Genomic DNA, 16,371 nt, shown 5'->3' with positions numbered 1-16,371 from the left:
AGATTTTTAGATTATTAGAAATATGCACCGATTTAAAGATTTAGATATCTGGAAATTAAGTCGTAAATTTTGTTCGCAAATTTATATTACAACTGCTAATTTCCCTGATAACGAAAAATTTGGATTAACAAATCAACTTCGAAGAGCTTCTGTTTCTGTTCCTTCAAATATTGCAGAAGGTTGTTCAAGAAGCAGTAATAAGGACTTTTCTAGATTTCTTGAAATTGCAATTGGTTCTATTTATGAAATTGAAACACAATTATTAATAGCTTCTGATTTGGGATATATTAGTCAAGTGAAAGTAGATGAACTTATTTATGATTTAGATAAAATAACAAAAATGATTTCTAAATTCCGCTCAACATTGCAAATCTAAAAATCTAAAAATCTAAAAATCCAACAATCTAAAAATCTATTTTGAAAATAGTTTCCACCAAAGATAATCTCCAAATCCTTCACGAAGACAATCACATTATAGTGGTTAATAAACGTGTTGGTGATATTGTTCAAGGTGATAAAACGGGCGACAAACCGCTTTCGGAAGTTGTAAAAGAATATATTAAGGCGAAATACAACAAACCTGGAGATGTTTTTCTTGGCGTTGTTCATCGATTGGACAGACCTACAACAGGTATTGTGGTTTTTGCGAGAACAAGTAAAGCTTTGGAACGACTAAACGCAATGTTCAGCAACCGAGAAACACAGAAAACTTATTGGGCAGTTGTTAAAAACAAACCGCCAAAAACGTCGGATACGCTTGTTCATTTTCTGAAAAGAAACGAAAAAAATAATACTTCAAAAGCACATTTAAAAGAAGTTCCCGAGAGCAAAAAAGCAAGTTTAGATTATACCATAATCAAAGAATTGAATAATTATTTTGCCTTGGAAATTAATCTTCATACGGGAAGACATCATCAAATTAGAGCGCAACTTCAAGCGATTGGTTGTCCAATAAAAGGCGATTTAAAATATGGTTTTGACCGAAGTAATCCTGATGGTGGCATTCATCTTCATGCGCGAAAATTGGTTTTTATTCATCCGGTTTCTAAAGAAAACATGGAAATCGTTGCTTCTACCCCAAATGATGTGATTTGGAATGCTTTATAAGTAAAATTTCATATATTTACCACAGTCATATATTTTTTTTACCACTTTAACTATATAAAATACTACTGCTATGAAAAAAATCTTCGTTGTTGCTTTGTCGCTTTTCTGTCATTTTACTTTTGCTCAGGAACATTTTTCGGGCATTAGTACGTCCAATCGTGTTGGGATTTTAAACGTAAATATCAATCCTGCCGAATTAACAAATCTTTCTAAAAAATTTGAAGTTAATATTTTTGGACTGAGTGTTAATGTAGCTAATGACAAGCTTGCTTTTAGTGATTTTAATTCTGATACAGATTTTGAAGAACTGCTTTTTAGTGGAACAAGTCCTGTAAATGCTCGTGTTCATGCAGAAATTAATGGTTTGGGATTTGCAATGCGTTGGAAAAAATGGGGATTGGCAATTACGTCAAAAGCATACGCCAAATTTGACTTAGTCGACATTGATCCAACTATTGGAAATGCCATCACTAATAATAACATAGGTTTAAACACAACTCTTTTAGACAATAAGAAAAACCAACGTATGAATGGTACTTCGTATGGCGAAATAGGCTTTTCACTTGCTCGAACTTTGGTTGATAAAGAAAAACACAAATTTAGCGCAGGTGTGACTTTAAAGTTATTATTTCCAGGTTCGTATTCTAACTTTGGTTTAAGTAATCTAAATGGAACGATAACTGAAGTTGGTGGAGATGCATTTTTAACTACTAATTCTCCTGCCACACTAAACATTGCTTATTCAGGAAATCTTGCTGACAGCTTTACTAATTTTGATGATTATAGCAAATCAATTTTTGGTGGGTTGAATGGTTTTTCGGGTGATGTTGGAGCAAATTATCAATGGCTTGGTGATGATAAAAAATATAAATTAAATGCTGGATTATCTATTAGAAATATTGGTAGCATGACGTTTAAAGATAATAACAATGCTTCTACAAATTACTCATTAAATATTCCTAATTCTGATCCTTTGGATTTAAGTTTATTTGAAGATGTAGATAGCTTAAGTGATGTTGAAGATATTTTATCAAGCAATGGTTATTTAACTGTTGAACAAGGCGAAAAAGATTTTAAAGTTAAATTACCAACTGTTTTTTCAACTTATGTTGATTTAAAAGTAATTCACAAATTGTACGTTACAGCCTATTTACAACAAAAATTAAATGACGATTCAGCCAATGAACAAGTTACTGCTCCAAACATTTTTAGCATCACACCAAGAATAAGTTTACGCTATTTTGAAACTTATATTCCAGTAACTTTTCATGAAATTTCAGGAACCAATGTTGGATTTGGATTTCGTTTAGGAGGTTTTTACCTTGGTTCAAGTTCTATGGTAACTGCTTTACTAGCTGATAGCAAACAAGGTGATATTTACTTAGGTTTCCGTTGGGGATTTTTGTAGAAAAAAAGTTGATTTTAATGAGTTAAAAACGTAACTTGGCAGAAATAATACTCAAGTTATGACTTTTAAAACCGATGTTTCTTTTAGAAAAAAATCACTTATAAAACTACTGGTTTCTATTCAAAATCATGAAGAAGAAATTACGAAAGCATTGTATGATGATTTTAAAAAATCAGCCTTCGAAAGTTATTTGACTGAGATCAACTATGTAATTTCTGATTTAAAAGCAACGATAAAAAACATTGATAAATGGGCAAAACCAGAAATGGTTTTGCCTTCTTTGTTAAATTTTCCTTCCACCGATTATATTTACAAAGAACCGTTTGGAAAAGTCTTAGTGATTGCGCCATGGAATTATCCTTTTCAATTGGCATTTTGCCCTGCGATTGCAGCCATTGCAGCAGGAAATCAGGTTGTTGTAAAACCATCTGAACTAACACCAAATACTTCAAAAATCATAGTAAAAATCATTGGAGAAACTTTTGAAAAAAATCATGTAGAAGTAATTGAAGGTGGAATTGAAACTTCAGAAAAATTACTTTCACAACGTTGGGATTTTATTTTTTTTACTGGAAGTGTTGCTGTTGGAAAAATAGTTGCAAAAGCTGCTGCAGAAAACTTAACTCCAGTAATATTAGAACTTGGAGGAAAAAATCCTTGTATTATTGATGAAACTGCCAATATCAAATTAGCTGCTAAACGAATTGTCTGGGGAAAATTTCTAAATGCTGGACAAACGTGTATTGCACCAGATTATCTTTTGGTTCACCAGAAAATCAAGACACAATTTATTGAATATCTGAAGGAAGAAATTCAATTAGCCTATTCCGAAAATCCTCAAAACTCTCCTGATTATCCACGAATTGTAAACGAAAAAAATTGGAATAGATTGTGTCAAATGCTCATTGGTGAAACAATTCTTTTTGGAGGAAAAACAGCTGCAACTGATAACTATATCGAACCAACTCTAATCGACGAGCCAAAACAAAATAGCTTGGTGATGAAAGATGAAATCTTCGGTCCAATTCTTCCAATTTTGGCATTTGAAACTGAAGAAGATTTAAAAAAAATAATTACTAATTATGAAAAGCCACTTGGATTTTACGTTTTCTCGGAAAATAAAAAATTTGCAAAAAAAATAATGAAAAACTATTCTTTTGGTGGTGGTTGCATTAATGATACAATGATTCAATTTACAAACAATCGATTGCCATTTGGTGGTGTTGGACACAGCGGAATTGGTGCTTATCATGGTAGAAAAAGTTTTGATATTTTCTCGCATCATAAAGCAATTGTAATTAAAGCTACTTGGCTTGACATTCCAACGCGATATGCACCTTATGGAGAAAAGTTAAAAAAAATCAAACTCCTATTAAAATGGTTAACTTAACTTTATTTTAACTATTTTTGAAGCTATTGTAAAAAGACAAACCCAATCAAATCTTAATTTCAATTGAATACCAATTTATTTTTATTAAACAGCGGAAGTTTGATAGTGATATTTGTATTACTATTTCTTCTCTACTCTTTCTATTTTGCAACAAAAGAAACCATCAAGGATAAACTAAATTTATCTAGCAAAAATGAATTTGAACCCAAAGAACAGCAATATGCTTTGTATTTGTTATTTTTTGGTGTTGCAATTCCGCTAATCGAAACCATTTTAGAGATTTTCAAAGTTCGATCAAAAAGTTTTTTCCTCATAAATTTATGTATTGGAGCAATATTGCTTATATTTTATTTTCTGTGTACTAGAGTAAAGTTTTTCATAAAGAATATAAACTTTATTTTTCTTTTCTGCTATTATGGCTATCTTGGATTTGTAGTTAGAAATGTTTTTTTTAGAGATTTTGAACTGATTTCCTATGTTAGTTTAATTGTTTGCCTTTTTCTATCTTATTTCATCGTTAAAAACATTTTACATTATTGGCTATTCGTTATTTCTGTTATACTTCTTTTAGTCATTGCATTTGAATTAGAGTTAATTCCTCAAAACTATATTATAATCCTAATATGTGCTTTTATTCTAACTATTACAATTCACATTTCCAGACACTTAGCACTACTAGAAACTAAAAACAAATTTCTTTTTACAAATATTATTGTCAACAAAGGAAATTCTTTGATTTTAACAACAAATAAAAAAGGTGAAGTATCATTTTGTAGCGAGTCTATAGAATCTATTTTAGGTTATAAAGCAAATGAAGTTCTTGGACTTGAATATTGGCGATTAACCGAAGATCCTGAATTTATTGGTGAAGCGTATCACGAAGATTATGTTGATGATAGATTATATATTAGAAAATTAAAATGTAAAAATGGTGATTATAAATACATTCAGTGGAAAGACAAAAGATATTCGGAAGACATTCTTATTGGAATTGGTCAAGATGTCACTGAACAAATAAAAATTCAAAATCAATATCGAGATTTGATTGAATCGGCTAATGATTTAATAACTGAAATTAATTTTGAAGGTAAAATAATTTATGTCAACCCATTTACAGAAAAATCACTTGGATATTCAAAAGAAGAAATATTTAGCAATCACTATACTACATTTATAAGAACAGACTATATAGATGTAGTTAAAGAATTTTATGAACACATTCCAGAGGATACAGGAGATTATCCTGATTTAGTTTTCCCAATGATTAAAAAAAGTGGAGAAACCATTTGGGTCACTCAAAAAGTTACCGTTAAAAAAGATAAATACAACAAAAAAACTGGTTTTTCTGTTATTGCAAGAGATATCACTTTAATAAAAAATCTTGAAATTGAGCACTTTGAAAGAGCATCAAAAATAAAAATCCACAATCAAGTTATTAAAGAATTAACATCAAAAAGTTATTCGAATACAGATAGCTTCAATACGGTTCTAAAAAATATTCTACAAACAGTAGCCATAAATTGTGGTATAAATCGAGTTAGTTATTGGACATACATACCCGAAGGTCTTAGATGTGAGAGCATTTTTTATCTAGACAATAACCGATTTGAAAAACACTTTTTCGTAGATAAAAATCAATATCCAAACTATTTTAGAGCATTAGAAAGTGGCATTCAAATTGTAGCTTCTGATGTATACGATAATAAAATAACCGAAGAATTGTGTTATGATTTTTTTCCAAAATATAAAATTAAATCTCTGCTTGATACTCCTATTTTCATGGATAAAAAAACAAAAGGAATCTTATGTTTTGAAGCCGTTGAAAATAAAAGAGAATGGGATAATGAAGACATTAATTTTTCTCGTTCAATAGCTGATTTAATAGCTATCGCACTTGAAGCTGAAATGCGAAATGAATCAGAAAAAAATCTAACTTATAAAAGTGATATTCTATTTGAAATTAATAAAAACACTGAGAAATTCTTATTATCAAAAAATCAAGATGAAATTTTACTGGGAATTATAAGAACTATTGGTCATGTACTAAAAGCTTCTAGAGTTTCCTATTTCCAATACAATAGTGATGATGATACGATTTCTCAAAAATATCGTTGGTTGTCAGACTCAGACTCTATAAACGAACCGAACCCAAAGCTTCAAAAGTTGCCAAATAAAATGTTTAAGTTGACAATGGAAAACTTACTCAACAATAAACCTTTCAGCTCGGTAATCAGAAAATTGCCCGATTCAGAAGAGAAAAACTTCCTTCAACAAATAGGTTCAAAATCAATATTATTCATTCCAATTTTTATAAAAGAAACCTTTTATGGTATTTTAGTATTTGATGATACAGTTAAAGAACGCGAGTGGTCAAGTGATGAAATATCGTCTTTAGAAATTTTAGCAAAAAATATTTCTTATTCGTTTGAAAGAAATATCAATGAAACTATTATCCAAGAAAGCGAAGAAAAATTCCGTCTGCTTGCCAATAATATTCCAGGAACTGTTCATCTTTCTAAATATGATGACAAATGGACAAAAATTTATTTGAACGATGAAATTGAAAAATTAACAGGTTATCCAAAAGAAGATTTTCTAAAAACCGAAAGACATTACATAGATTTAGTTCATCCAGATGATTTAAAAATTGTTCAAAAACATGCTGACGATTTATTCAAACTAAAACAAAAAATACATCTTATCTATAGAATTATAAACAAAGATGGTGAGCAAATTTGGGTAGAAGAATTTGGCGAACCTATCGTTAATGAAGAAGAAATTGTATATATCGTAGGAATTTTTATTGACATCACCAAAAGAATTGAAGCTGAAGAAGCTATCAATGCTAAAAATTATGCTGAAGCAGCCAACAAAGCAAAATCAGAATTTTTAGCTAACATGAGCCATGAAATAAGAACGCCATTAAATGGTATAATCGGTTTCACGGAACTTTTAATGAATACCAATTTAGAAGATTTTCAACAAAAATATATGGATACCATCAATCAATCTGCCAACTCATTGATGGAAGTCATTAATAACATTCTTGATTTTTCAAAAATAGAATCAGGAAAAGTAGAACTCGAGATTGATAAATATAAAATTATCGATATTGCCAATCAAGTTACTGACCTTGTAAAATATGAAACAAAACAAAAGAATTTATTTTTAAATCTTACTATTGATAAAAATGTTCCAAAAAATATCTGGGTTGATTATATTCGATTGAAACAAGTTTTAATTAATCTTTTGAGTAATGCGGTTAAATTCACCGAAAAAGGCGGTGTTGATTTTCAAATTTCACTAGTAGAATATATTGACGACAAAACGGCAAAAATTTGTTTCTCCGTAAAAGATACCGGAATAGGTATAAAAATTAAAAATCAAACCAAAATCTTTGAGGCGTTTTCTCAAGAAGATGGCTCAACAACCAAACGTTTTGGTGGAACAGGTTTGGGACTTTCAATCTCAAATCAACTACTTGGATTGATGGATAGCAAATTAGAGTTAGAAAGTGAAAACAAAAAAGGTAGTCGATTCTATTTTACTTTGATTGTTAAATATTCTAATGAAGAAAGTAAATCACAAAAAAAGTCACTAGCTGAAATTTCAAAAGTTAAAGTACAAGAAATAATTACATCCGAAAACAAAATTGTATATGTAGTTGAAGATAACAAAATCAATATGCTTTTGGCAAAAACCTTAGTCAAACAAGTCATTCCAAATGCAACAATAATTGAATGTGAAAACGGTAAAGAAATTTTTGAATATCTAGAAAATTCTCAGCCTGATTTAATTTTAATGGATATTCAAATGCCAGTAATGAATGGCTATGAAGCAACAGCAGAAATTAGAAAAAATAGCGATTTAAAAGAAGTTCCAATCATTGCTCTAACTGCTGGCATAGTTGTTGGTGAAAAGGAAAAATGCATTGAAGCAGGAATGAACGATTATATTTCAAAACCAATTGATAAAGAAGTTTTAAAAAATATTCTTTCAAACTGGATTTTAAAATCATAATTTTTTAAATTTACATAAACCAATAAACATATAATCATGAAATGGGATAAAAAAGAAAGTGGGAATTTTGAAGACAGACGTGGAATGTCTGGAGGCGGAAAAGCATTACTTGGTGGTGGAGCAATTGGAATTATTATATTATTATTAAATATGTTTGGTGGAGAAACTGGACAAACCATTGGAAATATTTTAGAACAAACTCAAGGAAGTCAGCAACAAACTCAAGGAACACAAACAAGAGAATTATCAGAAGCCGAAAAACAACTAGGAGATTTCTCTGAATCCTGTTTTGTTTACAATAACGAAACTTGGACGAAAATATTTAACGATAATAATATGCAATATGAAGAACCAGGTATGGTTCTTTTTGATGATGGTGTAAATACGGCATGTGGAAGCGCAACCTCAGCATCTGGACCGTTTTATTGTCCTGGCGACAAAAAAGTGTATATGGATTTACGTTTTTTTGAAGAACTAAAAACTCGTTTTGGAGCCAAAGGTGGCGATTTTGCTATTGCTTATGTAATTGCTCACGAAGTTGGACATCATTTGCAAACCATTCTGGGAACATCAGGAAAAGTGCGTCAGCTTCAAGCGCAAAAAAGTGAAGCCGAAGCCAATAAACTATCCGTGTGTTTAGAACTTCAAGCTGATTTTTACGCAGGAGTTTGGGCACATTATAACAAAAATCTTTTAGAAGAAGGCGATATTGAAGAAGCATTAAGTGCTGCACATGCTGTTGGTGATGATGCTATTCAAAGCAAAATGCAAGGTCATGTTAATCAAGAATCATTTACCCATGGAACTTCTGAGCAACGTATGGAATGGTTTATGAAAGGTTACAAAACAGGCGACATTAAACAAGGTGATACTTTTTCTGCACTAATCAATTAAAATTCTTAGAAAAATTAAACAAAAATCACAATTCAAAAAATAAAAAACCAATTTGTTGCATTTATCATAAATCGTGTTTAAAGGCTTAATTTTAAAGGTAATTTCAATACAACTTGAAGTTACCTTTTTTAATTTTGTATTTCTAAAAAATTGAAAATGAAAGTTGGTATCGACAGTATTGCCTTTGACATTCCGAAAATTTATCTTCCAATAATAACATTAGCCGAAAAAAGAAATATTGAAGCTGATAAACTTATTAAAGGCTTAGGTTTGCACAAAATGAGTTTTCTAGATGTGCATCAAGATGTGGTGACTTTAGCTTCTAATGCAGCTTTGAAACTCATTCAACAAGAAAATTTAAATCCAAATGAAATCAGTCGAATTTACATCGGAACCGAAAGTGGTGTCGACAGTTCAAAGCCAGTTGGTTCGTATGTTTTATCGAACTTGGAACAAATTTTCGGAGCAAGAAGTTTTAAAAACTGTGATGTAGTCGATTTGACTTTTGCTTGTATTGGTGCGGTTGATGCATTGCAAAATTGTTTGGATTACATTCGATTAAATCCAACCAAAAAAACGATTGTGATTGCTTCGGATAATGCGAAATATGATTTAAATTCTTCTGGCGAATATACTCAAGGCGCAGGTTCAATTGCGATGCTGATTACTGCTAATCCAAGAATTTTAAGTTTTTCAAAAGAAGTTGGTGTAGCAACCGAAGGCGTTTTTGATTTTTTCAAACCTAGAAGAAATTTTTCTAAAGAAGAAATTTTTCAAACTGAAAACAATCCAGAATGGAATGGCATTTTAGAAAACGAAATCAACATCTACAAAGAACAACCTGTTTTTGACGGACAATATTCTAACCAATGTTACATCAGCAGAATCACCGAAGCTTATGAACATTACAAAGAAGAAAGTCACCAAAAAGGAAAACTTTACGAAAAATGGTCAGCCATTTTGATGCATTTGCCTTATTGTTTTCAAGGTCGACGAACTTTTATTGAAATTTTTGCCAATGAAAATCCTGAATTAGTAGAAGGTCAAATTGGTGAAAACAGTAAAGAAAAACTAAAAGCTTTAGCTAAAAGTCCTGAATATCTGAATTTAGTAAACCAATATATTTTACCCACGGAAATTGCTTCTGGACAAATTGGAAATATTTATACAGGTTCTATTTTTTTAGGCTTACTTTCTACACTCTGCCATCATTTTAAAAACGAAACCAATCTTACCAATACAACCTTTGGATTTATAGCATACGGAAGTGGTTCAAAATCAAAAGTTTTCGAAGCAATTGTAGAGGAAAACTGGAAAACATCAATAGAAAAAGTTGCTCTTTTTGAAACATTGGAACAAGCAACAGCCATTGATTTCTCTACTTATGAAAAATTACATAAAAAAGAATTAAAACAATCCGTCATTGCTCCAAAAAATGAATTCCACTTGGATAAAATAGAAAAAGAAAATCCAGTTTTAATTGGTGCGAGATATTACAAATTTGTACGATAATAAATAACGATAGAATTATCCGTTTTGAAAACTGTCACAGTGACTTTTGGCTATTATTTCATATATTTGAAATAAAAACATGAAAAAAGTGCTAACTATTTTCTTATTTATATTCACTTTGTTTGGATTTTCTCAAACAGATTCTAGATTATATGAGATTATTGACAATGTTTCTGCTAAGAGAATTGAACAAGACATTACTCGATTAGCAAATTTTAAAACCCGAAACACATTTAGTGATACATTATCCGAAACAGAAGGAATTGGTGCAGCTAGACGTTGGATAAAATCAGAATTTGAAACTATTTCCAAAAACTGCAAAAACTGTCTTTCCGTATTTTACCAGAAGGATTTTATAACAAAAAAGGAAGGTGAACGAGTTCCAAAAGATGCGTGGATTGTAAATGTTGCAGCGGTTCAAAAAGGTACTAAATATCCAAATCGTTACATAATAATGACAGGAGATATTGATAGTAGAAATTCTGACACAATGAATTACACAGATGATGCACCAGGAGCAAATGATAATGCTAGCGGAATGGCAGGAACAATAGAAGCTGCAAGAGTTTTATCTAAATACAAATTTGAAAACAGTATCGTTTATCTAGGTCTTTCTGGCGAAGAACAAGGACTATTTGGTGGAAAAGGTTTTGCAGAATATGCCAAAAAAAATAATTGGGAAATTATTGGAGTTCTAAATAATGATATGATTGGAAATATTGATGGCGTTGATGGTGTGATTGATAACCGTACTTTCCGAATTTTTTCTGAACCAACACCAATAACCGAAACTGAAAAAGAACGTAAAATGCGACGTTCATATGGTGGTGAAGTCGATGGGAATTCACGTCAACTGGCAAGATACATTCACAAACTAGTTAATAACTACATGCCAGAAATGAATCCGATGATGGTATATCGCTTGGATCGTTTTGGACGCGGTGGACATCATCGACCATTCAATGATCTTGGATTTGCTGGAGTAAGAATCATGGAAGCACATGAAAATTATAACCGTCAACATCAAAATATTCGAACTGAAAATGGCATAGAATATGGTGATGTACTTGAAGGTGTAAATTTTGAATATGCAAAAAAATTGACTGCAGTAAATGCTATTTCACTTGCAAGTTTTGGTTGGTCTCCAACCGAACCAAAAAATGTATTAATTGGAGGAATAGTTGCTCCAAACACTATTTTAAAATGGGACAAATCAAACGATGACAATATCATTGGATACAAGATATATTGGAGATTAACAACATCACCTAATTGGGAACATAGTAGATTTGTTGGAGATGTTAATACATTTGAGTTAAAAGGAATTGTTATTGACAATTATTACTTTGGAGTTGCAAGTGTATCAAAAAATGGACACGAAAGTGTTGTTGTCTTTCCTAAAGATATAATTAGATAAATAATCATAGCATTCTATTATCCCAACCAACCATCACGATCCAAACTTCGATATTGAATAGCTTCAGCAATGTGATTAGAATTTACACTTTCTGATTGTTCCAAATCAGCTATTGTTCTGGAAACTTTTAGAATTCGGTCATAGGCACGAGCGGAGAGATTCAATCGTTCCATTGCTGTTTTTAGTAACTGCAACGAAGTTTCGTCCAAAGCGCAAAATTCTCGAATTTGTTTTGTTCCCATTTGTGCATTGTAATGAATACCTTCAAAATTTTCAAATCGAATGGATTGAATTTCTCTTGCTCTAGTAACTCGTTCTCTAATCGAAACGCTACTTTCTGCCGGACGAGTTTCGGTTAATTTTTCAAATGGAACAGGAGTAACTTCAATATGAATATCAATCCTATCGAGTAATGGTCCAGAAATTTTGCTCATATAGCGTTGCATTTCAGCTGGAGACGAACTCACTGGCGCATCTGGGTCGTTAAAATAACCACCTGGACTAGGGTTCATACTGGCAACCAACATAAACGACGACGGATAAGTAATTGTAAATTTTGCTCTAGATATGGTAACTTCTCTATCTTCTAATGGCTGACGCATTACTTCAAGAACTTCTCGTTTGAATTCGGGTAATTCGTCCAAAAACAAAACGCCATTATGAGCCAACGAAATTTCTCCAGGTTGTGGATAACTTCCGCCACCAACTAATGAAACACTCGAAGCTGTATGATGTGGTGAACGAAACGGTCGTTGATTCATCAATCCTGCATCTTTAATTTTTCCAGCTACACTGTGAATTTTTGTAGTTTCTAATGCTTCGTGCAACGTCATTGGTGGTAAAATACTTGGTAATCGTTTGGCTAACATCGTTTTTCCTGATCCTGGCGGACCAATCAAAATAATATTATGACCTCCAGCTGCGGCAATTTCCATACATCGTTTAATGCTTTCTTGACCTTTGACATCAGAAAAATCAAATTCAGGGAAATCTAATGTCTTGTAAAATTCATCTCGTGTATTGATTATTGTAGGTTCAATTGTTCCTTTTCCATCAAAAAAGTCAATCACTTGAAGCACATTTTCAACACCATAAACATCTAATCCAGTAACAATTGCTGCTTCTTTTACATTCTGAATTGGGAGAAAAAAACCTTTGAATCCTTCTTCTTTAGCTTTTATTGCAATGGATAATGCACCTTTTATGGGTTGTAAACTTCCATCGAGCGATAATTCGCCCATAATCAAATATTTATCAACTTCATCTGTTTTTATTTGTCCTGAAGCTGCGAGAATTCCAATGGCAAGTGTTAAATCATAAGCCGAACCTTCTTTCCGTAAATCGGCTGGCGCCATATTTATGGTAATCTTTTTAACGGGAAGTGAATATCCGTTATTTTTTAATGCTGCCGCAATTCGATAGCTACTTTCTTTAATGGCATTATCTGGCAATCCAACTAAATGATAACCAACACCTTTATCAATATTTACTTCTACAGTTATTGTTGTTGCTTCAACACCAAAAACAGCGCTTCCAAAAACTTTTACTAACATGGCTTTTATTTTAAAAGCTAAAAATAATAAAAGTTTTACAAATTACTGCAAATTATCACTCATTAATTTACTTTTATTTTTGGCATATTCATAACCTTTGTGCCACCAATCTTTCATTTTTTCATGATTAAAAATCAAAGCATTGTCTGTTAGTTGCGTAGGTGTATAATATAAATTGAGCTTTACATTTTTATTTTTAGCAGCTAATTTTCCAATAGTAATATTATGTTTTTCAACTTGTGTCAATAAGGTTTGAAACAAATCTATCATCAACGAAAACGGGTTTTTTCCAATTTTTCTTGGTCTTGTTTGTACTTCGGTTTCAAGAATAACGACATCAACTTCGGTTGCTCCACGGTTAATTGCTTCACGAATGGGAACCAAACTCGAAAATCCGCCATCACCATATTCAAAACCATTTTTAGTCGCTAAACTCATGAACGGAATATAATTACACGAAATCCAAATCCATTCGCAGAAATCATCATAGTCAAAATCCTTTATCGACTTGTACTCTACTTCGTTGTTAGTGAGATTAGTAACGGTAACTACAACCTCGCAAGCCGTTGATTTTAGCAGAGTAAATTCGGCTAGAGTGAAATTCTCTTTGATGTATTCTAATAATTTATGGCTTTCGCCAAAAGTTCGTTTTCCTTTCAAAAATTGTTTAAAAACATTAATATGATTGATAGAAACGGTTTCGTTTGGTGTATTTTTATTTTTTACAACAAATGGACTAATATCAAAAATACTTCGCATATTGACATTTGAATAAATATTGTAAATCTTGCTGACTTCACCCAAAGCCAAATGCGGAATAAGTAAACTTCCTGTTGAACTTCCAATCAGTATATCATATTTACAACCGTTTTCTTGCATCAAATATTGTGCAACACCGCCAGCAAATGCGCCTTTACTTCCGCCACCAGAAATTACCAAAGCTCTCATTATTTTTCGTTTAACAGTTTTTGCAATTGATTTTTATCATTTTCAGGCAAATCCGAAAGTAAATTTTCAAATTTTTCTCTATACAAAGGCGTTTTCAATAAATTTCTGATGTAATCACGAGCAAATTTGGTCAATTGCCATTTATGATGTGAAGTGGCATTGACAAGGTTTTTTAAAACAACATCATCAATTGGTTGTTTGGCTTGAAAAGCTGCGTTAAATGCATTTTGTCTAACTGAACTTTCATAGTTTGACGATGTATAATCAACCAATTCACTGAAGTAATTCTGTTTCTGATTTTCATCAAAAGTGTCAGTCATTTGACTTAAAAGTAAAAAAGTCGTGCGCAATCCTAAATCATTATTTCCATACCAATTTTTGGCTTTTTCCAAATAAATTGCTTGACTTTCAGGAAAAGCATTGAATAATTTTATTAACGCAATTTCTCTAGTTTCATATGATTTATCATCTAAAAAAGTTTCATATTTTGTTTTAAACTCCAACAAAATTTCATCAATAAATTCAGCAACCGATTGACGAACTTTTACATCATTGGTCTGCATGGCTAATTCTAAAAGTTCTTTTTTATCTGCAAAATTGACATCTTTTAACTGATAGATAATTTCCGTTTTTATTGGATAAAACAAATCCGACTTGAGCAATTCGGAAAACTTATCTTTGTTTTCAGCAAATGTTTTTTTTCGCAATTGTTGTACATCAAATAACGTTTGCATAAACGTACTTTTTCGCAAGATTTCATTGGCAATATCGGTTGGAAAATGATAATCTTCAAGCCACATTTTCTGAAAAGCAACAGTATCAAAATTATGCGCGACATTTTTTACTTCTGCCAAAAAATCGCTGGTTTCAACATTTTTGAATTGGTATTTTTTCAAATAATTCTGAACCGCTTTTTGAAACAGCTTCGCTCCTATTTTTTCTCTCATAAAATGCAAAGCCCAAGCACCTTTTTGGTAGAATGACAATGAACTCGCTTTTTCATTCATCACCGGAATAGTGTCGGTTTTGGAGGCATTTCTCAATTGCAATGAATTTCGATACAATTGATGATTGAAATAATCCTCTCCAAAAATTTCTTTTTCTGCTAATAAAGCATAATATGTCGCAAAACCTTCTTGCAACCAATGGTGTTTTCCAGATTTTGCCGTAACCAAATCGCCGAACCATTGATGTGCCAATTCGTGTGCATTGACATTAATGTAATTTCTATCATTAAAACCAATTTCGTCAACTACAAAATCTTGGGCAAAAATGGTACAAGTCGTATTTTCCATTCCAGCATACAGAAAATCTTCCACCGGAATTTGTTTGTATAATTTCCACGGATAGTTAAAACCGATTTCTTTTTCGAGATAATCGAATATTTGTTTCGAATGACGATACGTTGGTTCAAACTTCGCGGTGTCTTTGGGTTGAATAAAAAACTGCAACGGGATTCCCGACTTGGAAGCGATTATTTTATTATAAAAATCTCCAATAACTAATGCCAAAAGATAGGAACTCATTGGCTTTTTCATTTCATAATACCATTTTTTTTGATGGTCTTTTACATAGCTATTTTTCAGAAAACCATTAGCAATGACATTATAATTTTCATCAAAAGAAACAGTCATATTAAAAATTACTTTTTCATTTACATCATCAAAACTCGGAAACCAATGACTGGTATATTTTCCCTGACCTTGCGTCCAAACTTGTCGTTTATCTACAAAATACATCGTTTGTTTTGGAAAAGCTTCGTAATAAAAAGTGACAGTGTTTTTCCCTTTTTTAAAACCTTCAAACAAGTTTAATGTCTTTCCTGAATTGGAAAATTTAACCGATTTTTTATTGATTTTAACTTCTGAAAAAGTCATTTTTTGTGCATCAATTTTAATCGTATCAGTACTTTCTTTTACTTCAAAAACATAATTGACTGTTCCGAAAACTTTTTTCTTGTTGACATCAACAGTTATATTTCCTTTGGCAGTTTTAAAATCAACTTTAGAAGTTTGTTGTGCAAAAGAAATGAAGGAAAGGAAAAGGAATAAAAGTAGTCGCATGGGTTATTTATTATAGATTACGAATATAATCATTTTAAAATTTTCAAATTAAAAACTTA

General features: G+C 31.5%; 11 protein-coding genes. 8 read left to right on the top strand and 3 right to left on the bottom strand.

Annotated elements, in window-relative coordinates; all coding sequences use genetic code 11:
- Positions 1-22: 22 nt before the first annotated feature.
- The 8 genes from BC748_RS01350 (at position 23) to BC748_RS01315 (ending at position 11,748) form a co-directional block, all read left to right on the top strand.
- Entirely contained in the window at positions 23-376 is a 354-nt protein-coding gene (locus BC748_RS01350; protein ID WP_133531665.1) for a four helix bundle protein, read from the top strand.
- A gap of 41 nt (positions 377-417) precedes the next feature.
- Positions 418-1,107: an RluA family pseudouridine synthase gene (locus BC748_RS01345; protein WP_133531664.1), complete on the top strand. Its 690-nt coding sequence runs from the start codon at positions 418-420 to the stop codon at positions 1,105-1,107.
- Positions 1,108-1,177: 70 nt separating this feature from the next.
- Positions 1,178-2,515 (top strand): DUF5723 family protein, encoded by a 1,338-nt coding sequence (locus tag BC748_RS01340; RefSeq protein ID WP_133531663.1) that lies wholly within the window; start codon positions 1,178-1,180, stop codon positions 2,513-2,515.
- Between the two features lie 58 nt (positions 2,516-2,573).
- Positions 2,574-3,905, top strand: a complete 1,332-nt coding sequence (locus BC748_RS01335; protein ID WP_133531662.1) for an aldehyde dehydrogenase — start codon at positions 2,574-2,576, stop codon at positions 3,903-3,905.
- Positions 3,906-4,010: 105 nt separating this feature from the next.
- The gene (locus tag BC748_RS01330) at positions 4,011-7,925 is read left to right on the top strand and encodes a PAS domain S-box protein (protein ID WP_246013997.1); all 3,915 of its coding nucleotides are present in this window, start codon (positions 4,011-4,013) and stop codon (positions 7,923-7,925) included.
- 36 nt (positions 7,926-7,961) lie between these two features.
- On the top strand, positions 7,962-8,819 hold the full coding sequence (ypfJ, locus tag BC748_RS01325) for a KPN_02809 family neutral zinc metallopeptidase (protein ID WP_133531660.1): 858 nt from the start codon (positions 7,962-7,964) through the stop codon (positions 8,817-8,819).
- Positions 8,820-8,975: 156 nt separating this feature from the next.
- Positions 8,976-10,331, top strand: a complete 1,356-nt coding sequence (locus tag BC748_RS01320) for a hydroxymethylglutaryl-CoA synthase family protein (RefSeq protein ID WP_133531659.1) — start codon at positions 8,976-8,978, stop codon at positions 10,329-10,331.
- Positions 10,332-10,410: 79 nt separating this feature from the next.
- Positions 10,411-11,748: a M28 family peptidase gene (locus tag BC748_RS01315; RefSeq protein WP_133531658.1), complete on the top strand. Its 1,338-nt coding sequence runs from the start codon at positions 10,411-10,413 to the stop codon at positions 11,746-11,748.
- A 17-nt stretch (positions 11,749-11,765) separates the two neighbouring features.
- Here BC748_RS01315 and BC748_RS01310 read toward each other — a convergent pair whose 3' ends face one another.
- The 3 genes from BC748_RS01310 to BC748_RS01300 are packed head-to-tail and all read right to left on the bottom strand — an operon-like array spanning position 11,766 to position 16,312.
- Positions 11,766-13,301: a YifB family Mg chelatase-like AAA ATPase gene (locus tag BC748_RS01310; protein ID WP_133531657.1), complete on the bottom strand. Its 1,536-nt coding sequence runs from the start codon at positions 13,299-13,301 to the stop codon at positions 11,766-11,768.
- Positions 13,302-13,343: 42 nt separating this feature from the next.
- Positions 13,344-14,249 (bottom strand): patatin-like phospholipase family protein, encoded by a 906-nt coding sequence (locus BC748_RS01305; protein WP_133531656.1) that lies wholly within the window; start codon positions 14,247-14,249, stop codon positions 13,344-13,346.
- The gene (locus BC748_RS01300; protein WP_133531655.1) at positions 14,249-16,312 is read right to left on the bottom strand and encodes a M1 family metallopeptidase; all 2,064 of its coding nucleotides are present in this window, start codon (positions 16,310-16,312) and stop codon (positions 14,249-14,251) included. Before BC748_RS01300 ends, BC748_RS01305 begins: the two co-directional genes overlap by 1 nt.
- Positions 16,313-16,371 lie beyond the last annotated feature (59 nt).

Origin of the sequence: Flavobacterium dankookense, assembly GCF_004362665.1 — a bacterium.
Taxonomy (GTDB): domain Bacteria; phylum Bacteroidota; class Bacteroidia; order Flavobacteriales; family Flavobacteriaceae; genus Flavobacterium; species Flavobacterium dankookense.
The sequence above is the reverse complement of the archived record's forward strand: the minus strand, read 5'-3'. Positions and strand labels throughout refer to the sequence as shown.